Below are 20,974 nucleotides of genomic sequence, written 5' to 3' on the forward strand. Positions count from 1 at the left end.
GACCTCGGGAAAACTGGGCGCCCGGCAGGGCCGGGGCCGCATGGCTGGGGAGAGCCCGGCGCCTGCGCGGCGCCGGGCGACCGCCGGACTCAGAAAATGTGCTTGATGCCGACCATCGAGCCCCACTGGTTCTCGCCCGGACGCGGGTTCGAACCGGGCGAGCCACCGCTGACCGACATCGCCAGCTGCCCGCCGTTGTTGATAAAGCCGGCGGTGGCATACACCGAGGTGCGCTTGCTGAAGCTGTACATCGCGCGCAGCGTATACAGCATGGCCTGGTTGTCGCTGCCGTGGTAGTTCAGGAAGTAGACCTGGCCGGCCAGGTTGACCGCGGGCGTGATGTCGTAGGACACGCCGGCGTAGTACAGGTCGCTGATCGGCGTGGGGCTGCCTTCGTTGTCGCGGCGGATCCAGCCGGCGCCGAGCTTGGTGCGCTTGAGCAGCATGTAGCCGCCCACCGAGAGGCGGTCGTCGGTCAGGCTGCTGTTGGTCAGGCCGCCGAACGCGCCAGGGCCGCCGCGCTGCGAGTCATATGCCGCGGTCACGCCCCAGGTCTTGTTGTCATAGCCGATCATGGCCGACCACTCGCGGCACGCCTTCTTGTCGGCGGGGTTCTCGCCGGCGCAGTTGGTGCCGGAGGGGCTGGGGCCGGCGTTGACCGCGTCGCGCCCGAAGCTGTAGGTGGCGCCGACCACCAGGCCGCTGAAGTTGGCCTTGTACGACACCGCGTTATCGGCGCGCGTATTGGGCAGGTAGCTGTCGAGCGAGCCCGAGCCGTACACGTTGGGGCCCAGGATATCGCTGTCGAGCGTGGCCCAGAACAGCATGGTGTACTGGCGGCCAAACGACAGCTGCCCATACTGGTTGGTCAGGCCCACCAGCGCCTGGCGCCCGAACAGGCGTCCGCCCTGGTTGGAGGTGCCCGAGTCCGGCGAGAAGCCCGACTCCAGCACGAAGATGCTCTTCAGGCCGCCGCCCAGGTCTTCGGTGCCGCGGATGCCCCAGCGCGAGGGCACGGTGGCGGTCAGGTTGGGCATGCGCACCAGGCCGTCGCCGTTGGCGCCGACATTGCTCACGTACTCGACACCCGTATCGATGACCCCGTACAGGGTGACCGAGGATTGCGCCGAGGCCAGCAGGGGGAAAGCCGCGGCCAGGCCCGCGGCGATTCGTGCAAGTTTCATCTACCAGTTTCCTTCCGTTTTCCGTCTTTGTCGTCTTGTTGTCCGCTGCCACTGCGGATGGCGGCTGCGAATGCTGTTTCGGCCTCTTCTGTGTTTTATATATGAAACATCAAACAACATAAGAAACGTTAGGCAAAATATAGCCGCGAGTTTCCACAATTGGTGAGGAGGGTTATCCCTAGTGAGGCCGCGCCATGACGGCTGCCGCTGGCTCTGCGTGGAGGTTTTGGGCCGCCCTATCGTTAACCCTCATCCCGGTTGCACCCCGATGCACCTATGCTTCAAAAGTTTTATTCTCAAACCTAAGTTTTATATATGGAACAAAATCCCCGTCGCATGCCAGCCCAGCCAGACCGGCAGTTGCTGGAAGCCCTCGATAAAGGGTTTGCGGAGCGCGTCGCGCAGGTCGGGCAGGGCGGTGAGCAGGTGGCCTACCGCAGCGGCGGCACCAGCGGCCCCGTGATCGTGCTGCTGCACGGCATCAGTTCCGGCGCGGCTTCGTGGCTGTCGTGCGCCAGCCTGCTGGCCGCGCAGGCGCGGGTGATCGCGTGGGACGCGCCGGGCTACGGCAACTCGACGCCGCTGGCCCAGCCACGGCCGCTGGCGGCGGACTATGCGATGCGGCTCGGCGGACTGCTGCAGACGCTCGGCGTGCAGCCAGCGCTGATCGTCGGCCACTCGCTCGGCGCGCTGATGGCGGCGGCCTATGTCGCCAGTGCGCGCAAGCTGCCGGCGCGACTGCTGTTGCTCAGCGTGGCGCAGGGCTACGGCGGCCCGGGCAAGGAAGCGCAGGCAAAGGAGGTGGCGCGCCAGCGGCTGGAAGCGCTCGAATCGCTCGGCGTCGAGGGCCTGGCGCAGCGCGGCCCGGCCCGCTTGCTGAGCGAGGAGGCGGATCCCGCGGCCCAGGTCTGGGTACGCTGGAACATGCAGCGGCTGAACCCGGACGGCTACCGGCAGGCGGTGGCCATGCTGTGCGGCGACGATATCGATGCCTACCTGGCGCGCCGCCCGTCAGCGCTGCCGACGCAGATCGCCTGCGGCAGCCGCGACGTGGTCACCACGCCGCCCGCCTGCGGCACGCTGGCCGAACGCTTTGGCCTGCCGTTCTCGCTGATCCCGGATGCCGGCCACGCCTGCTATATCGAGCAGGCGGCCGCCACCGCCCGCCTGATCCGGGCCGCTTTGCCTGCCGACCAGGCGTCTTAATCCTGACCCGATAGCGGCGGTGCCTCGCATCGCCGCCAGCGGCGCGCACGTTGCGCCACCCATCCCCACATCGCTCCGCCTTCCGCGGGTTAACCCCAGTCAATTTTTAAGGCGACGTTGTCTATAGTCGTACCTGTGTTCAATATCTAAACCAGTGTTTCATTAGTAAAACACGACGGACGCAAAGCAAGGCGTATCCGGACGACGTTGGAACACGGTCCCCCCAGCTGCAAGACATGGAGCAAAGCGCAATGGAAAGCCTCTCGTACAACCCGAACCTGGTGCCCTGGGAGCGTCCGGCGCCGAATAACGTCGCAGGCAAGGGCCATATCGAGCAACCCGGCAAGGTCGCCAACATCGTCTGGCAGACCCGCGCCAGCGCCCCGAGCGCCTACGAGAACGCGCTGGGCGATGCCCTGGAAGCCGCGTTCGAGGGCGGCGCGCAGAACCCGCAGGACATCGTGCGCGCCTTCAATGCCGCCGGCTTCCTCGGCGTCGACGGCCAGCCCTGGACCGAAGAGCGCTTCCTGGCCGAAATGCGCCGGCTCGGCGCCTGAGCCCGCCCTCCACGAACCGCGTCGTAGCGAGAACAACATGGAATCGAACAAGCAAGCCCGCGCCGAAGCCCGCCTGAACACCGGCCTGCGCAACTACTGGTACCCCGTCGCCGCCTCGTGGGCGGTGTCCCACGCCCCGATCGGCATCACCCGCCTGAGCCAGAACATCGTGCTGTGGCGCGACGGCGCCGGCCAGGTCCACGCGCTCGAAGACCGCTGCCCGCACCGCGGCGCGCGCCTGTCGATGGGCTGGAACCTGGGCGACCGCGTCGCCTGCTGGTACCACGGCGTCGAAGTCGGCGGAGATGGCCAGGTCAAGAGCGTGCCGGCAGTCGAGAGCTGCCCGCTGGAAGGCCGCACCTGCGTGCGCAGCTACCCGGTGCAGGAACAGGCCGGCGCGATCTTCCTGTGGTTCGGCGACCAGGCCCCGCAAGGCGAGGGCAGCCCCGACGAGCTGCGCCTGCCGGAGGAACTGGTCAGCGAAGAACACAGCCACTTCCTGTGCGTGGCGCACTGGGATTGCAACTACCGTTATGCCATCGACAACGTGATGGACCCGATGCACGGCGCTTATCTGCATGCGGTGTCGCACTCGATGGCCAGCGGCGAGAAGTCCGCCGTGATGCAGATCCGCGAAACCGCGCACGGCCTGGTGTTCGAGAAAACCGGCCAGCGCGGCGTCAACTTCGACTGGGTCGAGTTCGGCGAGACCGGCACGCTGTGGCTGCGCCTGGCGATCCCGTACCGCGCCAAGGTCGGCCCCGGCGGCCCGTTCGGCATCGTCGGCATGGCCACGCCGGTCGATGAAGACCACTGCATGGTGTTCTTCTGGCGCACCCGCCACGTGCAGGGCTGGGAGCGCGATGTGTGGCGCTTCCTGTATCGCAACCGCCTGGAGCAGCTGCACTGGGATGTGCTGGAGCAGGACCGCGTGGTGCTGGAAATGATGGCCCCGAATGCGCGCGATCACGAGATGCTTTACCAGCACGATGCCGGCATCACGCGCGTGCGCCGTCTGCTCAAGCGCCGCGCCGAGCAGGAGGTCGCCGACGAGCCGGTCGCCATGCTGAAGCCTGCCCAATCCGCCGGAGCCGCCAGCCATGCCTGAGGCGATCCGCAACGACACGCTGCTGGCCGGGCGCAAGGTGCTGGTCACCGGCGCCGCGCGCGGCCTGGGCCTGGCCTTCGTCAAGGCGCTGGCTGAAGCCGGCGCCGCGGTGGCGATGGCCGACATCCTTGCCGAGCGCCTGCAGCAGGAAGCCGACGCGCTGCGCGCGGCCGGCCTGAAGGTAGTGCAGGTGCCGGTAGACCTGGCCGATCCCGCCTCGGTGCAGGCCTGCGCCGACGCCGCGGTCAAGACCCTGGGCGGCCTCGACGGCCTGGTCAACAACGCCGCCGTGACCGACTCCGGCGGGCGCGACGCCAGCACCATCGACGTCGCCACCTGGGACCGCGTGATGAACGTCAACGTGCGCGGCACCTGGCTGATGACCACCGCCTGCCTGCCGGCGCTGCGCGCCAGCGGCCGTGGCGCGGTCGTCAACCTGGCCTCGGACACGCCGCTGTGGGGCGCACCCAACCTGCTGGCCTACGTGGCCAGCAAGAGCGCCATCATCGGCATGACCCGCTCGCTCGCCCGCGAACTGGGCAAGGACCAGATCACCGTCAATGCGGTGGCGCCGGGCCTGACGCTGGTGGAAGCGACCGAATACGTGCCTCAGCATCGCCACGACCTGTACCGCGAGCAGCGCGCGATCTCGCGCGAGCAGCTGCCCGACGACGTCTGCGGCGCGGTGCTGTTCGCACTCTCCGATCTTGCCCGCTTCGTGACCGGCCAGACCCTGGCGGTCAACGGCGGCTTTGTCATGCATTGATCCAACTGATCCACTGAAAACAGAAGGAATCCAAATGAGCGATCTTTCCCAACAAGCCAACATCAAGCGTTCCTGGGAACAACCGGACGGCGCCTCGTTCGACCAGTGGATGGAAAGCCGCGTCGCGCGCTTCGCCACGCGCAAGTACGACTGGGACGCGCTGAAGTTCCAGGCCGACTACGACCCCAAGTACCGCCGCGCGCAGATGCGCTACCTCGGCACCGGCGGCACCGGCGTGGCCGCTGACACCAACACCGTGCCGTCGGAGAACTTCACCTTCTCGACGATGATTATCCCGGCCGGCCATGAAGGCCCGTCGCATATCCACACCGACGTGGAAGAGGTGTTCTTCATCCTGCGCGGCAAGGTCAAGCTGATCCTGGAAAAGGATGGCGAGCGCTACGAAACCATCCTAACCGACCGCGACCTGGTCTCGGTGCCGCCGGGCGTCTACCGCGAGGAAATCAATATCGGCGAGGAAGACGCGCTGATGTGCGTGATGCTCGGCGCCAAGAAGCCGATCACGCCGACGTACCCGCCCGAGCATCCGCTGACGAAGATCAAGCGCTGATGCCGGCATCCGCCCGTCCGCAAGCACTGACCATGAGCACAAACGCAATCCCGGCTACGCAAGCCGCTGCCAACGAAACCCCGGACAAGTACATCGTCCCGGGCCTGGAGCGCGGCCTGCGCCTGCTCGGCGAGTTCAGCAGTAAGGACCGCACCCTGTCGGCCGCGGAACTGGCGCGCCGGCTCAAGGTGCCGCGCTCGACCGTGTTCCGCCTGCTGGCTACGCTGGAAATGCTGGGCTTCGTCGAGCGTGCCGACGGCGGCCGGGATTTCCGGCTGGGCATGGCGGTACTGCGGCTCGGGTTTGAGTACCTGGCATCGCTGGAGCTGACCGAGCTCGGCCGCCCCGTGCTGGAGCGGTTGCGCGACGAGATCGGCTACCCCACCAACCTCGTGGTGCGCGACGGGCGTTCGATCGTCTATGTGGCCAAGGCGGTGTCGCCGCGGCCGTTCGCGAGCTCGGTCAACGTCGGCACGCGGCTGCCGGCGCATGCCACGGTGCTGGGGCGCGTGCTGCTCGAGGACCTGTCGCTGGCGGAGTTGCGCGCGCTGTATCCGGAGACACATCTCGACGTTTTCTCCGACAGCACGCCGCGTACGGTCGATGAACTGCACGAGATCGTCCAGCGCGACCGCGAACGCGGCTACGTGCTGCAGGAAGGCTTCTTCGAAGCCAGCATCTCCACCATCGCGGCGCCTGTGCGCGACCGCTGCGGCAAGGTGGTGGCGGCGCTGGGCGCCACCATCCCCGCCGCGCATATCGATCCGGACCAGCTGGATGTGATGGTGGAGAAGGTGAGGGATACCGCGGGCGAGCTGTCGCGCCTGCTCGACTACCGCCCGTCTGCCTCCGGCAAGGTGGTGAATCTGTATCGGGAGTGAGGACAATGTCCATGATTGAAATCGACGGCAAGGTTGCCGTCGTTACCGGCGGGTCCTCCGGCATCGGGCTGGCGACCGTCGAACTGCTGCTCGAAGCGGGCGCCGCCGTGGCCATGTGCGGCCGCGATGAAGCCCGACTGCGCAGCGCCGAAGCGCAGTTGCGCGAGAAATTCCCCGGGTGCCGGCTCTATGCCGCCACCTGCGACGTGCTCAAGCCTGAACAGGTCGCCGCCTTTGCCGCCGCCGTGCAGGCCACGCTGGGCAACGTCGACATGCTGGTCAACAACGCCGGCCAGGGCCGTGTGTCGACCTTTGCCAATACCGAGGACGCGGCCTGGATGGAAGAACTGCAGCTCAAGTTCTTCTCCGTGATCCACCCGACGCGGGCCTTCCTGCCGCAGCTCGAGAAGTCGGGCCAGGGCGCGATCGTCTGCGTCAACTCGCTGCTGGCGCAGCAGCCGGAGCCGCACATGGTCGCGACCTCCGCCGCGCGCGCCGGCGTGCTCAACTTGGTGCGCTCGATGGCCACCGAGTTCGCGCCGAAGGGTGTCCGCGTCAACGGCATCCTGATCGGGCTGGTCGAATCGGGCCAGTGGCGCCGCCGCTTCGAGGCGCGTCCCGAAGAAGACCGCCACCTGGACTGGGCCGCATGGACCGCGCGCCTGGCCCTGCAGAAACATATTCCCCTTGGCCGCCTGGGCCTGCCCGTCGAGGCAGCCCGCGCCATCCTGTTCCTTGCCTCGCCGTTGTCTTCGTACACCACGGGCAGCCATATCGATATCTCCGGAGGACACTCCCGTCATGCCTAATCAGCAACAGTACGAACAACAACAGGTCACCGTGGGCTGCGCCATCACGGCGTTTCTCGAACAGTGCGGCGTCAAGGCTGCATTTGGTGTGATCTCGATCCACAACATGCCGATCCTCGACGCCATGGGCGAGCGCGGCAAGATCCGCTTCGTGCCAGCGCGCGGTGAAGCGGGCGGCACCAACATGGCCGATGCCTATGCCCGCACCACCGGCGGCCTGGGCGTGTGCCTGACCAGCACCGGCACCGCCGCCGGCAATGCCGCCGGCGCCATGGTTGAGGCGCTGACCGCCGGCACGCCGCTGCTGCACATCACCGGCCAGATCGAGACCCCGTACCTCGACCAGAGCCTCGCCTACATCCACGAAGCACCGGACCAGCTCACCATGCTGAAGGCCGTGTCGAAGGCCGCGTTTCGCATCCGCAGTGCCGACACCGCCATCAGCACCATCAAGCTGGCGGTGCAGACAGCGCTGACGGCGCCGACCGGCCCGGTCAGCGTGGAGATCCCCATCGACATCCAGGCCGCGCTGATCGACCTGCCGGCCGACCTGCAGCCGCTGCCGGTGCCGAAGCACGTGCCGTCGGCCCACGCGCTGGACGCGCTGGCGGAGCGCCTGGCCAATGCCAAGCGTCCGCTGCTGTGGCTGGGCGGCGGTGCGCGCCACGCCTCGGCGCAGGTGCGCCGCCTGATGGACCTGGGCTTCGGCGTGGTCACCAGCACGCAAGGCCGCGGCATCGTGCCGGAAGACGATCCCCGTTCGCTGGGTGCCTTCAACCTGCACAAGCCGGTCGAGAACTTCTACCAGACCTGCGACGCGATGCTGGTGGTGGGCTCGCGCCTGCGCGGCAATGAAACGCTGAAGTACGAACTGAAGCTGCCGCGTCCGCTGCTGCGCATCGACGCCGACCCGGCCGCCGAAGGCCGCTGCTACCAGAGCGACTACTTTGTCAGCGGCGACGCCGCGCTGGCGCTGGATGCGCTGGCAGATCGACTTGAAAAGCGAATGAAGATCGACCCGGCCTTCGCCGCCGACCTGCGCCGCGCGCACGACACCGCCGTCAACGGCCTGGTCGACGGCCTCGGCCCGTACTCGGCGCTAGTGCAGGCGCTGCAGGAAGCGGTCGGCCGCAACTTCAACTGGGTGCGCGACGTGACCGTGTCGAACAGCACCTGGGGCAATCGCCAGCTGCGCGTCTTCGACTCGCGTGCCGGCGTGCATGCGCTGGGCGGCGGCATCGGCCAGGGCCTGGCGATGGGCATCGGCGCCGCCATCGGCGCCGCGGCGACGGCCTCGGGCAAGAAGACCTTCACGCTGGCCGGCGACGGCGGCTTCATCCTGAACCTGGGTGAGCTGGCGACTGCCGTGCAGGAGCGCGCCGACATGGTGATCGTGCTGATGAACGACAAGGGCTACGGCGTGATCAAGAACATCCAGGACGCGCAGTACGGCGGCCGCCGCCACTACGTGGACCTGCACACGCCTGACTACGCCGCGCTGGCGAAGTCGCTGTCGCTGCGCCATGCCCGCGTCAGCAGCCTGGCCGATGTCGGCACGGCGCTGGAGCAGGCCACGGTCGAGCCCGGCCCGTTCCTGCTGGAAATCGACATGCTGTCGATCGGCTCGTTCAAGACCGCGTTTGCCGGCCCCCCGGTGAACAAGGACAAGGAAGAGCCGGCACGTGAACAATCTACGGTAACTGCATAACAAGGAAGGGAGCCCGCAAATGCTGCATGTGTCCATGGTTGGCTGCGGCGCGATCGGCCGCGGCGTGATGGAGTTGCTCAAGAGCGATCCGGACGTGGTCTTCGACGTGGTGATCGTGCCGGAGCACACAATGGACGAGGCCCGCGGCGCGGTCTCCGCGCTGGCGCCGCGCGCCCGCGTGGCGACGCACCTGGACGACCAGCGTCCCGACCTGTTGGTCGAGTGCGCCGGCCACCATGCGCTGGAGGAGCACATCGTGCCGGCGCTGGAGCGCGGCATCCCTTGCATGGTGGTGTCGGTGGGCGCGCTGTCCGAACCCGGCATGGCCGAGCGGCTGGAAGCGGCTGCGCGCCGCGGCGGCACGCAGGTGCAGCTGTTGTCGGGTGCGATCGGTGCGATCGATGCGCTGGCCGCGGCGCGTGTCGGCGGGCTGGATGAAGTGATCTACACCGGCCGCAAGCCGGCGCGCGCCTGGACCGGCACGCCGGCTGAGCAGCTCTTTGACCTGAATGCCTTGACCGAGGTGACGGTGATCTTCGAAGGCAGCGCGCGCGATGCCGCGCGGCTGTACCCGAAGAACGCCAATGTCGCCGCCACGGTGTCGCTGGCCGGGCTTGGACTGGACCGCACGTCGGTGAAGCTATTGGCCGATCCGCATGCGGTGGAGAACGTGCATCACGTGGAAGCGCGGGGTGTGTTTGGGGGCTTCGAGCTGACGATGCGTGGCAAGCCGCTCGCGGCGAATCCGAAGACTTCGGCGCTGACGGTATTTAGTGTGGTGCGGGCGCTGGGAAATCGGGCGCACGCGGTATCGATTTAAAGGACACGCTGAGGCGCCAACGATCGCTGCGTGTTTTCTCCCCTCTCCCGCAAGCGGGAGAGGGGAGTCCCGCCGCAGAAAGGGAAAGCGCATCGCAGCGAGATAACGCAGTAAGGCCCGCAGCAACACACCGCAGGCAAAGACAGACTTAGCAGGCAACGACATGAAACACCAAGAAGTACTCCCCATCTGCATCGCCGGCGAATGGCGACTCGGCACCGGCGACCGCTACGCCACGCGCTACCCCGCCACCGGCGAAGTCGTGGCCGAGCTCAACGCCGCCAGCCTTGCCGACGTCGAAGAAGCGGTGCAGGGCGCCCAAAACGCCTTCCTCACCAGCGGCTGGGCCCAGCGCAAGCCGCACGAGCGTGCTGCCGTCCTCTATCGCGTTGCCGAGTTGATCCGCGCGCAAGCGGAGCCGCTCGCCCAGCGCCAGCGCCTCGACAACGGCAAGCCGATCAGCGAAACCCGCGCCCTGGTGGCCAGCGCCGCCGGCACCTTCCAGTTCTTCGCCGCCGCTTGCGAGACGCTGGAAGAAACCATCACGCCGCAGCGCGGCGACTGCCTGACCATGAGCGTCTACGAGCCGATGGGCGTGGTCGCGGCGATCACGCCGTGGAACTCGCCGATCGCCAGCGAGGCGCAGAAGATGGCGCCGGCGCTCGCCGCCGGCAATGCGGTGGTGGTCAAGCCCGCCGAGGTCACGCCGCTGATGGCGCTGGAACTGGCGCGCATCTGCGAAGAGGCCGGCGTGCCCAAGGGCCTGGTCAGCGTGCTGCCAGGCAAGGGCTCGGTGATCGGCGACGCCATCACCAAGCATCCGCTGGTGCGCCGCGTGTCGTTCACCGGCGGCACCACCACCGGCAAGCACATCGCCCATATCGCCGCCGACAAGATGATGCCGGTGTCGCTGGAGCTGGGCGGCAAGTCGCCGACCATGGTGTTCGACGATGCCGAGCTGGACCACGCGGTCAACGGCGTGCTGTACGGCATCTTCAGCTCGTCGGGCGAGTCGTGCATCGCCGGCTCGCGGCTGTTCGTCGCGCGCTCGCAGTACGAGGCCTTTATCGACCGCCTCGCCGCAGGCGCCGCGCACCTGCGCGTGGGCGATCCTGCCGATGAGCGCACCCAGATGGGCCCGCTGATCACCGACCGCCACCGCGACAGCATCGAGTCGTACGTCGCCGCAGGCGTGGAGGAGGGCGGCCAGCTGCGCACCGGCGGCCTGCGCCCCGACGTCGCTGGCCTGCCCAACGGCTATTTCTACACGCCGACCATCATCGAAGGGCTGGATAACAACGCCCGCATCTGCCAGGAAGAAATCTTCGGGCCGGTGTTGGTGGCGATCCCGTTCGACGACGAGGACGACCTGATCGCGCAGGCCAACGACAGCGTCTACGCGCTGGCCGCCGGCATCTGGACGCGCGACTACAAACGCGCCTGGCGCGTGGCACGGGCCGTGCAGGCGGGCAATGTGTGGATCAACACCTACAAGCAGTTCTCGATCGCGACGCCGTTCGGCGGCTGGCGCGACAGCGGCCTGGGCCGCGAGAAGGGACGGCTTGGCATCCTGCAGTACATGGAGCAGAAGAGCGTGTACTGGGGCCTGAACGAACAACCGCTGCCGTGGGCCAACCACTGAACCCGGCAGGCTGGAGCAAGCAATGATCAAGGTATTGGGGATCGACGAGATCGTCTACGGCGCGGATGACTTTGACGCCTGCCGCGGCTTTTTCACCGACTGGGGCCTGGCCATCAAGCGCGACGACGCGCAGGGCCTGGATTTTGAAACACTGAACGGCTGCCGCGTGCTGGTGCGCCGTATCGATGACGCCACGTTGCCGCCGGCGATCGAAGCCGGCCCGACGCTGCGCGAAGTGGTGTGGGGCGTGGACTCGCAGGCATCGCTCGACCATCTCGCGGACGCGATTGCCGACGCGCCAGATTTCGTGAAGCAGGGCGAGGGCGATACGCTGCGCGTCGGCTGCACCGACCCGAACGGCCTGGCCGTGCGCTTCCAGGTGACCCGCAAGCATGACGTGCAGGTCGAATGCGCGCTGATGAACACGTGGAACGACAAGCCGCGCCTGAACCAGCGCAGCCCGATCTACGACCACGCCACGCCGATCGAGGTGGGCCACGTGGTGTTCTTCGTGAAAGACGTAAAAGCCACGGAGCGCTTCTATGTCGAGAAATTCGGCTTCGTGCCGTCGGACCGCTATCCGGACCGCGGTGCCTTCCTGCGCTGCACGCCGGAGGGCGGCCACCACGACCTGTTCCTGCTGCAGCTGCCGGAACCGAAGAGCGGCCTGAACCACGTCGCCTTCACCGTGCGCGACATCCACGAGGTCTTCGGCGGCGGCATGCACGTATCGCGCAAGGGCTGGGACACGCAGCTCGGCCCGGGCCGCCACCCGATCTCGTCGGCCTATTTCTGGTACTTCAAGAACCCGGCCGGCGGCCTGATCGAGTACTACGCCGACGAAGACCAGCTCGACGAGCACTGGGAGCCACGCGCCTTCGAGCCTGGCCCGACCATGTTCGCCGAGTGGGCGATCGAGGGCGGCATCGACGGCAATACGCGCCGCCAGAAGAACGCGGGCGGACCGGCAGGCAAGTTCCTGACCGAGAAGCGGTAAGTCAGCAGCAAGCAGAAGCGAAGGAAGCAGCATGAGTGCCCACCAGTCCCTGACCCTGCGTGTCCAGGCCATGCGTTACGAAGCGCGCGGCGTGGTCAGCATCGAACTGCAAGATCCCGAAGGGAAGACCCTGCCCGAGTACAGCCCGGGCGCCCATATCGACCTGCACCTGGGCAACGGCCTGGTGCGCAGCTACTCGCTGTGCGGTGCGCCGGAAGTGCGCCAGCGCTATACCGTGGGCGTGCTGCTGGACCGCGGCAGCCGCGGCGGCTCGCGCTATGTGCACGAGCAGCTGCGCGTGGGCACCACGCTGACCGTGGGCGCGCCGCGCAACAATTTTGCGCTGGACGAGTCCGCCGCGCACACCGTGCTGGTCGCCGGCGGCATCGGCGTCACGCCGATCGTCTGCATGGCGCGCCGGCTGGCTGAACTGGGCAAGTCGTTCACGCTGCTGTACTGTGCGCGTTCGCGCGCCGAGGCGGCGTTTGTCGAACAACTGTCGGCGCATGGCGATGCGGTGCGCTTCCACTTCGACGACGAGGCTGGCGTACCGCCGGACCTGAAGGCGATGCTGGCCGGTCAGGGTGCGCAAACGCACTTCTACTGCTGCGGCCCCGGCCCGATGCTGAAGGCGTTCGAAGCTGCCTGCGAAGCGCACGGTTATCCGAATGTCCATATCGAGCGCTTTGCCGCCGATCCGTCGACCGAGGCCGTGCAGGAGGGCGAATACGTGGTGTCGCTGTCGCGCACCGGTAGCACCGTCAAGGTCCCGTCGGGCAAGTCGCTGCTGGACGCACTGCTCGATGCCGGCGTGGAGATGGATTACAGCTGCCGCGAAGGCGTGTGCGGCTCGTGCGAGACCGCGGTGCTGGAAGGCTGCCCGGACCACCGCGACAGCGTGCTGAGCAACAGCGAGCGGGCCAGCAACAAGACCATGATGGTGTGCGTGTCTGGCTGCAAGGGCAGCAAGCTGGTGCTGGACCTGTAGCCGCTGCTCGACCTGCAATTTCCCGATTGGGTGCTCCCCTCTCCCGCTAGCGGGAGAGGGGAGCAAACCTCCCGCAAGCCGGGGGCCCACCAAAGAATCAAACCGAGAAGCCCCGTGTTGACCCAGAGACAAGACGCAGCGCCGCCCGGCGCGCTGGTGGCCGCCACCGCAGGTATCGTGACCACCGCCGACAGTGCCACCCAGGGCGCCGCCACGGCAACCGCCCGTACCGGCCCCGTCACCCGCGGCAACATCATCGCCCGCATCGAACGCATGCCGGGCAATGCCATGCATATCCGCGCCCGGCTGCTGATCGGCCTGGCCACGTTCTTCGACGGCTTCGATGTCATCGCCATTGCCGCCACGCTGCCGCTGCTGATCGCGCAGTGGTCGCTGACGCCGGGCCAGATCGGCTTCCTGATCGCGGCGCCTTCGGTCGGCCAGCTGGTCGGCGCGCTGCTGTTCCCGGGGTTGGCCGAGCGCTTCGGCCGGCTGCGCTCGATCGGCTGGAGCGCGGGCATCATCGGCCTGATGAGCATTGCCTGCGGCTTCGCGCCGTCGTTCGAGATATTCTTGCTGCTGCGCATCGTGCAGGGCCTCGGCCTTGGCGGTGAGCTGCCGGTGGCCGCCACCTATATCAACGAAGTCACGCGCGCGCATGGCCGCGGGCGCTTCGTGCTGCTGTACGAGGTGGTGTTCCCGATCGGCCTGATGGTGTCCAACGGCGTTGGCGCCTGGCTGGTGCCGCACTACGGCTGGGAGGTGATGTACTTCATCGGCGGCGTGCCGCTGGTGCTGTTCTTTATCCTGCGCCGCGTAATCCCCGAATCGCCGCGCTGGCTGGCAGAGAAGGGCAGGCTGGAAGAAGCGGATGCCGCACTGCGTGCGTTCGAGGCGCGCGCCAAGGGTCCGCTGCCGCCGCCGGCCAATGCCAGCACCTACGACCGCATGACCCAGCACCCGCGCCGGCGCGTGCGCGACCTCGTCAGCAAGCCTTATATCGGCCGCACGCTGGCGGTATGGATGTTGTGGGCGACCTGCGGCTTTATCCAGTACGGGCTGTCGACGTGGCTGCCTACGGTCTACAAGACCGTCTACCACGCGCCGCTGCAACTGGCGCTGAACCTTGCCGCCGGTGCCTCGGTGCTGGGCGTGGTCGGTTCGCTGGTATGCGCGATGATCGTCGACAAGGTCGGGCGCAAGCCGGTCATCAACGTGTCTTTCCTGCTATGCGCACTGTCCCTGGTGCTGGCGGGCGTGTTCCACGCTTCGTCGGTGTACATGGTGGCGACTTTCTGCGCGCTGGCGATGGGCTTCCTCGCGAGCGGCTTTATCACCGCCTATGTCTATACGCCGGAGCTGTACCCGACCAGCGTGCGCGCGATGGGCTGCGGCCTGGGCGGCGCCTGGCTGAAGCTGGCGGCGATCTTTGCGCCCGGGTTGATTGCCGGCACCATCGGCAGTGGCAACCTCAGCGTCGCCTTCTTTGCGCTGGCGGTGGTACCGGCGCTGGCGGCCATCACCGTGCATTTCCTGGGCATCGAGACCAAGGGTCGGGTGCTGGAGGAACTGGAGGTCTGACCGGGGCTCGTCCCGTTCCCTTGGGGGCCGCCCACGTAATCGGGGGCGCCCCTTTTTCTTTCCGCGGGGCGCTCAGTTCATCCGCGCCCCGGTAACCGCCACCACCTTGGCCCAGCGTGCGATCTCGCCCTGCAGGAACTGCGTGAACTGCGCGGCATCGTTGCCCACCGGCACCAGCCCTTCGCCGGTCAGGCGCTTGCGCATGGCCGGCGATGCCACCGCGGCGCGCACGGCTTTCTCCAGTTGCGCAACCAGGTCCGCCGGCATGCCGGCCGGGCCGAGCAGGCCATACCACGAGCTGTAATCGAAATTGGGTACCACGTCGGCGATCGGTGCGATCTGCGGGAACGTGGCCAGCCGCTTCAGGCTGCTGACGCCCAGGCCCTTGACCCGGCCGGCCTGGAGCAGGGGCTGCACGGTGGCGACATTGCCCAGCAGCAGGTCGGCCTGGCCGGCGACCACGTCGGCCACCGCAGGGCCCGCGCCCTTGTACGGCACGCTGACCAGGTCGATGCCGGCGTCGTGCTTGAGCATCTCGCCGGCCAGGTGGTTGGCGCTGCCGAGGCCGGCCACGGCGATGCTGAGCTTGCCGGGTTTGGACTTGGCCAGCGCGATCAGCTCGCGCACGTTGTTCACGCCCAGGTCGGGCCGCGACACCAGCAGCAGCGGCGAACTGGCGATCAGCGAGATCGGCGTGAAGTCCTTGATCGGGTCGAACGGCTTTTTGTCGAACAGCGCGGGGTTGATGGCGTGGCTGGTGTAGCTGAGCAGCAGCGTGCCGCCGTCCGGCTCGGCCTTGGCCACCGCGGTTGCCGCGATATTGCCGGCCGCGCCGCCGCGATTCTCGACGATAAAGGGATGCTTGAGGCGTTGCTCCAGTTCAGCGGCCAGCGCACGGGCCACCAGGTCGGTGCCGCCGCCGGGCGTGGCGCCGACCAGCAGCTTGGTCACGGCCGGGGCGGCCTGCAGGGTGCCGGGCAGGATCGTGCTGGCGGTCAGTAACGCCAGGAATTCGCGTCGTTGCATGTTTTGTCTCCATTTCTCTATTTATGTGTCTGGGCGATGGGGGCATCGTTGCGGGGCGCGTCCGATCTGCCTCAGGTGGGCGGAAAGCCATACAGCAGCGCCGGGTTGTCGACCAGGATACGCCGGCGCACCTCCGCATCCGGGATCCAGCGGATGAACTCGTCGATCAGCGCGCCGTCGTCGGGCACCTGCTGCGGGGCGTTCAGCGCGGGGTGGGGCCAGTTGGTGCCGAACAGCAGGCGATCGGGACGGGTCGCGACCAGCGCGGCAACGATCGGTGCCATGTCGGCATGGCCGGGGCCGGCATCGGAGCGGCGGTACCAGCTCGAGATCTTGGTCCAGCAGTCCTCGCGCTCGCGCAGCAGCCGCAGCATGGCCTGGAAGCCACGGTTGCCCGGGCCTTCGGTGCCGCGCACGCAGCCCATGTGGTCGAACACCAGCGGCACCGGCAGCCGCATCAGCTGCGGCTCCAGCTCGGCGATCTCGTCGGCATGCAGCACATGCACCTGCACATGCCAGCCGAACGGGTGGATGCGCTCGGCGAAGTGTGCGATGGCCTGGGTGCCGCCATAGCCCTTCACGTGCGTGGAAACGCGAACGCCCCGCATGCCGCCGGCATGCAGGGCCTGGATTTCGGCCGCGCTGATGTCAGGATGGAGCCCGGCCACGCCGCGCGCCCGGTCCTGGCCGAGCGCGGCGATGACGTCGAGCGTGAGCCGGTTGTCGGCGCCGTAGACGCTGGCGCTGACCTGCACGGTGCGCGTCAGCCCGACCTGCCGGCACATCGCCAGGTATTGCTTCAGCGTCGCGGGCGCGGGCGTGTACGAGCGCTCCGCCACCAGCGGGTAGCAGCGCGGATCGTCGTAGACGTGGCAGTGGCAGTCGGTCGACCCGGGCGGCAGCGTCCAGGCCGGGCGCGATACCTGCGCGCGCGGCGGCAGGCAGACTGCGGGCTGCGCAACAGTTGGCTGCGTCATGCGCCCTCCTAATTCGAGGCGGTGATGTGGGCGTCGCGGATCACCTGGCCCCACTTGGCGGTCTCGCGCCGCAGCGTCTTGTCGAAGTCGGCGGGCGGGCCGGCCTGCACGTCGGCGCCGAGTTCGCGGAACTGCTTGGCCGTGCTGTCTTGCGACAGCGTCTTCTGCAGCGCCGCGTTGACCCGTGCCAGCACTTCAGGCGGCGTGCCCTTGGGGAACATCAGGCCGGTGGTGGTGGCGGCCTCGAAGCCCGGCAGGCCGGATTCGGCCAGCGTGGGCAGGTCCGGCATCAGCGACGAGCGCTGCGCGGTGGTCACGCCCAGCGCCTTGAGCTTGCCGGCGCGGATCTGCGTCAGCGTGGAGGCGAGCTGGTCGAAGGTCAGGTCGACATGGCCGCCCAGCAGGTCGGCCACGGCCAGGCTGCTGCCCTTGTACGGCACGTGCAGCAGCTTGATGCCGCTCTGCTTCTGGAAGTACTCGCCGGTCAGGTGCGCTGCGGTGCCCACGCCCGCGGTGGCCAGCGTCAGCTTGCCGGGGCGCGTGCGCGCGTAGGCGATGAACTCGGCCAGCGTGGTAGCGGGCACCTTGGGGCTGACCACCAGCACCAGCGGCGCGCGCGAGATCGGCCCGGCCGAAACCAGGTCGCGCTCGGGCGTCAGCGTGGCGGCGGGGTTCAGCGCCTTCAGCGGCGCCAGTGCGCCGGTGGACGCGAGCAACGCGGTGTAGCCGTCGGGTGCGGAACGGGCCACCAATTCAGCGCCGACCAGGCCGGCGGCGCCGGCGCGGTTCTCCACCACCACGGTCTGGCCGAGCGACTCGGACAGGCCCGCGGCGATGATGCGCGCGGTGGCATCGATATTGCCGCCGGGCGGGAAGGGCACGACCAGCTTGATCGGCTTGTCGGGATAGGCGGCAGCCGCGGTGGTGGCGGCTGCGCAGAGCAAGGCGCCGAACACGGCGCGCAGGCGGTTGATCATGGTTGTCTCCCCGAAGGTCTTTCTGGATCTAATAATGGTGGCGATAATGCGGCGGCGCGTGCCGTCAGTCGTCTTCCGCGTAGCGGCGGCCGGCCTCGAGTAGTGGGGGCGTGCCGATCAGCCGGTTCAGGGCATCGAAGTCGTTCATTTCCTCCATGAAGGCGCGCGTGCTGCCGTCGGCCTTGAGCCCGGCAAAATAGCGCTGCAGCTGGTGCGAGAGGAAGCGCACGGTGCCGCCCGGGTAGATCACGATGCGGTAGCCGCGCTCGCCCAGTTCGGCTGCGCTCTGGATCGGCGTCTTGCCGCCCTCGACCATATTGGCCAGTAGCGGCACGCGTGCGCCGAAGCGGCCGCAGACGCGGTCCATGTCGGCGGCGGACACCACCGCCTCGATGAAGAGCGCATCGACGCCGCAGGCCAGGTAGGCCTCGGCGCGCTCGATGGCGGCGTCCAGGCCTTCCACCGCGACGGCGTCGGTACGCGCCAGGATCAGCGTGTCGGCGTCATGGCGCGCGTCGAGTGCGGCGCGCAGCTTGCCGCACATCTCGCGCACCGACACCAGCGACTTGCCGACGAGGTGGCCGCAGCGCTTGGGGAAGCTTTGGTCCTCGAGCTGGATCATCGCGGCACCGGCGCGCTCGAAGGCGCGCACCGTGCGCTGCGTGTTGAGTGCATTGCCGTAGCCGGTGTCGCCGTCGACGATCACCGGCAGCGACACGCGGTCGGTGATGCGCGCCAGCACGTCGGCGGTCTCGGTGGCCGTGGTCAGGCCCACGTCGGAGCGGCCCAGCAGCGTGTAGGCGACCGCGCCGCCCGACAGGTACAGCGCTTCGAAGCCGGCCTGCTCGGCCAGCAAGGCGCTGAGCGCATCGTAGACGCCCGGAGCCAGCACCGGCTCGCGCCGGCACAGGCGTTCTTTCAGCGAAAGAGCTTGCATGCCGGCGCCGCTCATGCCGTGGCTCCCTCGGCGACCTTAGCCGCATGTTCGGCCAGGATGCGCGCCATGTCTTCCTGAAGCAACTGCGGGCGCCAGATCTCGAACAGCATGCCGAGCGCGGCCGCCTGGCGCTTCTCATAGTCGAGGAATGCCTCCGTGATCTCGCTGCCGCGCACGCCGCCGCGCACCGATCCGGCACGCACGTCGCCGTAGTACTCCTTCCAGTCGTCGGGCAGCGGCTGCGAACCCGGCACCGCCAGCCACAGGCGGAACAGGTGGCGTTTGCGATCCGGCTCTTCATAGTCTTCGAACGGCGTGCGCGAATGCAGCGTGACATAGTTGTTCAGCAGCTGCATGTCGCCTTGCTCCAGCTCCATGGTGAAGCACAGCTGGTCGCTCGGCATCAGTTCGTCGAGCAGGTCCAGCGCCTCGACCTGCGCCGGCGTGAGGCGCGGCAGCTCGGCGAAGTCGCGCTGGGCGGCGTCGGTGTTCTTGCGGTTGGTGCGCGCCGAGAAATACTCGGGGTGGCTGCCGAAGATCGGGCAGCGGTAGTAGGGCGGCTGGCTGGGATCCTGGGTGCCCTGGTAGCTGTGGAAGAAGGTTCCCTTGAGCACCGGGATCAGGTCGGGGCGACGACGCTGCACCTCCTCATACAGGGCGATCGAGCTGATCACCTTGCTGGTGCCGCCTGCGCGGGCAGTGCGGCGGCACAGCAGACCGACCACGTCGCACGAGTCCTGGTGGAAATCCAGCCCGGCATTGGTGTTGTAGCCGCGGCCGCCCTTGACCTTGTATTCGCCGCCTTCGTTGCGCACGTCGTTCATGAACTGGCTGGCGCGATTCTGCGTGCGGCCCACGCCCATGTACAGGCTCATGCCCCAGTAGGCCAGGCGCGATTCTTCCTCGGTCCATTCGTCGACCGGGAAGCCCTTGACCAGGCACATGCCCCAGCCACCCTGGGTGACGTCGATGGCGCGCTTGAGCACTGCGCGCGCGGCGTCGTTGAGCGGGAAGTCGGCCTGTTCCATCTCCAGCAGCGGCTTGTTCAGCGCCTTGGCGTGGTTGAGGGCTTCGCGCATGCCCTGGATTTCTGCCTCGTTCATGCGCAGGACCCAGGAGCGGTCCTCACGGGCTTGCTGGGCGGTCCAGGCGACGGGGCGTTGCGATGCGGCGATGGGTGACATGTCGGAGGGCTCCTTCGGGTGTTTGGGCATGACGTTGGAAGCAAGTCTAGCGACGTCGCCTATCATTAGAAAAGCGAACATATTTGAGTTACTTCATAAGAGTTTTTGATGAAGATTGAGACCTTCCATACGCTCGAGGGTGTGCTGCAGACCGGCACCTTTGCCGGCGCCGCGCGCCAGGCCAACGTCACGCCCAGCGCCGTCAGCATGCAGATGAAGCAACTTGAGCAGTACCTGGGCAAGCCGCTGTTCGACCGTTCCGGGCTGCAGGCGCGGCCCAACCAGCTAGCGCACGACGTGGCCGACACCATGCGCCAGGCGCTGCAGAACCTGGAGGCCCTGCGCGCCGGCAGCGGGCTGGCGGTGGAAGGGGTGGTGCGGCTGGGGGTGATCGAGTCGCTGCAGCCGGTCGTGCTGCCCGGCATCGTGCGTTATGTGCGCGAGCGGCATCCCAGGCTGGAGTTGCGCCTGGTGCGCGGCCGCAGCAGCACGCTGACGGCATCGGTCAAGGCGGGGGATATCGATGCGGCGCTGGTGGCGCAACCGGCAGGCGGCGGCTCGGCGCGGCTGCGCTGGACGCCCATGATGCGGCGCGAACTGATGCTGATCGCACCACCCGCGTCCACCGAGACCAACGTGGCCTCGCTGTTCCGGCTGTACGACTGGATCCGCTACGACCGCAATACGGTGTCAGGGGCGATGGCGGCACAGTATGTGCACACGCATGTGTCCGAAATCCGCGGCACGCTGGAATTCGACAGTGCCCCGGCGATCGTGGCGATGGTCAGTGCGGGGCTGGGTGTGTCGATCCTGCAGGGGCCCGATCCGACGCTGGTGCAGAACTATCCGGTGCGGCTGGTGCGGCTGGGCCGCGCGGCACCGGTGCTGACGCTGTCGATGGTGACGCGCAAGGGCGATGATGACAACCGCTCGGTCGCGGCTGTGCGCGACGCCATGCGGATGACGTTGGCTTCGTACCAGCGCCAGAACGTGGCGGCGCGGCACTGAGCCGTCGGAGGTAAGGGCCGGGGTCCGGCACCGGCAAGCCGGTTCTT

Annotated in this window: 20 protein-coding genes; 14 read left to right on the forward strand and 6 right to left on the reverse strand. The window is 67.8% G+C overall.

Annotation, left to right across the window (positions count from 1 at the left end):
* Positions 1 to 89 precede the first annotated feature (89 nt).
* Positions 90 to 1,184: a porin gene (locus K307_RS09715; RefSeq protein ID WP_042877815.1), complete on the reverse strand. Its 1,095-nt coding sequence runs from the start codon at positions 1,182 to 1,184 to the stop codon at positions 90 to 92.
* Between the two features lie 315 nt (positions 1,185 to 1,499).
* Between K307_RS09715 and K307_RS09720 the strand changes: the two genes are divergently transcribed.
* From K307_RS09720 to K307_RS09780, 13 genes are all read left to right on the forward strand, one after another.
* Positions 1,500 to 2,390 (forward strand): alpha/beta fold hydrolase, encoded by an 891-nt coding sequence (locus tag K307_RS09720; protein WP_051974793.1) that lies wholly within the window; start codon positions 1,500 to 1,502, stop codon positions 2,388 to 2,390.
* A 251-nt stretch (positions 2,391 to 2,641) separates the two neighbouring features.
* Complete coding sequence (locus K307_RS09725) at positions 2,642 to 2,947, forward strand: recombinase-like helix-turn-helix domain-containing protein (RefSeq protein ID WP_419187112.1); 306 nt, start codon at positions 2,642 to 2,644, stop codon at positions 2,945 to 2,947.
* 37 nt (positions 2,948 to 2,984) lie between these two features.
* The gene (locus tag K307_RS09730; protein WP_042877820.1) at positions 2,985 to 4,055 is read left to right on the forward strand and encodes an aromatic ring-hydroxylating oxygenase subunit alpha; all 1,071 of its coding nucleotides are present in this window, start codon (positions 2,985 to 2,987) and stop codon (positions 4,053 to 4,055) included.
* On the forward strand, positions 4,048 to 4,821 hold the full coding sequence (locus K307_RS09735) for an SDR family oxidoreductase (RefSeq protein WP_042877822.1): 774 nt from the start codon (positions 4,048 to 4,050) through the stop codon (positions 4,819 to 4,821). Before K307_RS09730 ends, K307_RS09735 begins: the two co-directional genes overlap by 8 nt.
* 34 nt (positions 4,822 to 4,855) lie before the next feature.
* Positions 4,856 to 5,392, forward strand: a complete 537-nt coding sequence (locus K307_RS09740) for a cupin domain-containing protein (protein WP_042877824.1) — start codon at positions 4,856 to 4,858, stop codon at positions 5,390 to 5,392.
* 32 nt (positions 5,393 to 5,424) lie between these two features.
* Positions 5,425 to 6,273: an IclR family transcriptional regulator gene (locus K307_RS09745; RefSeq protein ID WP_042881725.1), complete on the forward strand. Its 849-nt coding sequence runs from the start codon at positions 5,425 to 5,427 to the stop codon at positions 6,271 to 6,273.
* Between the two features lie 5 nt (positions 6,274 to 6,278).
* On the forward strand, positions 6,279 to 7,082 hold the full coding sequence (locus K307_RS09750) for an SDR family oxidoreductase (RefSeq protein ID WP_042877826.1): 804 nt from the start codon (positions 6,279 to 6,281) through the stop codon (positions 7,080 to 7,082).
* Positions 7,075 to 8,790 carry a thiamine pyrophosphate-binding protein gene (locus K307_RS09755; RefSeq protein ID WP_042877828.1) on the forward strand — a complete coding sequence of 572 codons (1,716 nt, stop codon included), beginning with the start codon at positions 7,075 to 7,077 and terminating at the stop codon, positions 8,788 to 8,790. Before K307_RS09750 ends, K307_RS09755 begins: the two co-directional genes overlap by 8 nt.
* A gap of 19 nt (positions 8,791 to 8,809) precedes the next feature.
* On the forward strand, positions 8,810 to 9,610 hold the full coding sequence (locus K307_RS09760; RefSeq protein ID WP_042877830.1) for an aspartate dehydrogenase: 801 nt from the start codon (positions 8,810 to 8,812) through the stop codon (positions 9,608 to 9,610).
* A 163-nt stretch (positions 9,611 to 9,773) separates the two neighbouring features.
* Positions 9,774 to 11,252: an aldehyde dehydrogenase gene (locus K307_RS09765; RefSeq protein ID WP_042877832.1), complete on the forward strand. Its 1,479-nt coding sequence runs from the start codon at positions 9,774 to 9,776 to the stop codon at positions 11,250 to 11,252.
* Positions 11,253 to 11,274: 22 nt separating this feature from the next.
* Positions 11,275 to 12,249 (forward strand): VOC family protein, encoded by a 975-nt coding sequence (locus K307_RS09770; protein ID WP_042877833.1) that lies wholly within the window; start codon positions 11,275 to 11,277, stop codon positions 12,247 to 12,249.
* A gap of 31 nt (positions 12,250 to 12,280) precedes the next feature.
* A complete protein-coding gene (locus K307_RS09775) occupies positions 12,281 to 13,237 on the forward strand; it encodes a PDR/VanB family oxidoreductase (protein ID WP_042877835.1) in 957 nt (318 codons plus the stop codon).
* Between the two features lie 177 nt (positions 13,238 to 13,414).
* Positions 13,415 to 14,818, forward strand: coding sequence for an MFS transporter (locus K307_RS09780; RefSeq protein WP_080745122.1), 1,404 nt, complete (start codon positions 13,415 to 13,417; stop codon positions 14,816 to 14,818).
* 72 nt (positions 14,819 to 14,890) lie between these two features.
* Here the strand turns inward: K307_RS09780 and K307_RS09785 are convergent, their stop codons facing one another.
* From K307_RS09785 to K307_RS09805, 5 genes are all read right to left on the reverse strand, one after another.
* On the reverse strand, positions 14,891 to 15,844 hold the full coding sequence (locus K307_RS09785; RefSeq protein ID WP_042877837.1) for a tripartite tricarboxylate transporter substrate binding protein: 954 nt from the start codon (positions 15,842 to 15,844) through the stop codon (positions 14,891 to 14,893).
* A 71-nt stretch (positions 15,845 to 15,915) separates the two neighbouring features.
* Positions 15,916 to 16,821 carry an amidohydrolase family protein gene (locus K307_RS09790; RefSeq protein ID WP_042877839.1) on the reverse strand — a complete coding sequence of 302 codons (906 nt, stop codon included), beginning with the start codon at positions 16,819 to 16,821 and terminating at the stop codon, positions 15,916 to 15,918.
* Positions 16,822 to 16,829: 8 nt separating this feature from the next.
* Positions 16,830 to 17,798, reverse strand: coding sequence for a Bug family tripartite tricarboxylate transporter substrate binding protein (locus K307_RS09795; RefSeq protein ID WP_051974794.1), 969 nt, complete (start codon positions 17,796 to 17,798; stop codon positions 16,830 to 16,832).
* A gap of 64 nt (positions 17,799 to 17,862) precedes the next feature.
* Positions 17,863 to 18,735: an isocitrate lyase/PEP mutase family protein gene (locus tag K307_RS09800; RefSeq protein ID WP_042881732.1), complete on the reverse strand. Its 873-nt coding sequence runs from the start codon at positions 18,733 to 18,735 to the stop codon at positions 17,863 to 17,865.
* A gap of 11 nt (positions 18,736 to 18,746) precedes the next feature.
* The gene (locus K307_RS09805) at positions 18,747 to 19,919 is read right to left on the reverse strand and encodes a TauD/TfdA family dioxygenase (RefSeq protein WP_042877842.1); all 1,173 of its coding nucleotides are present in this window, start codon (positions 19,917 to 19,919) and stop codon (positions 18,747 to 18,749) included.
* Positions 19,920 to 20,027: 108 nt separating this feature from the next.
* Between K307_RS09805 and K307_RS09810 the strand changes: the two genes are divergently transcribed.
* The gene (locus K307_RS09810; RefSeq protein WP_042877843.1) at positions 20,028 to 20,927 is read left to right on the forward strand and encodes a LysR family transcriptional regulator; all 900 of its coding nucleotides are present in this window, start codon (positions 20,028 to 20,030) and stop codon (positions 20,925 to 20,927) included.
* Positions 20,928 to 20,974: the final 47 nt, after the last annotated feature.

The sequence above is a fragment of the Cupriavidus necator A5-1 genome (genome assembly GCF_000744095.1).
Taxonomy (GTDB): domain Bacteria; phylum Pseudomonadota; class Gammaproteobacteria; order Burkholderiales; family Burkholderiaceae; genus Cupriavidus; species Cupriavidus necator_A.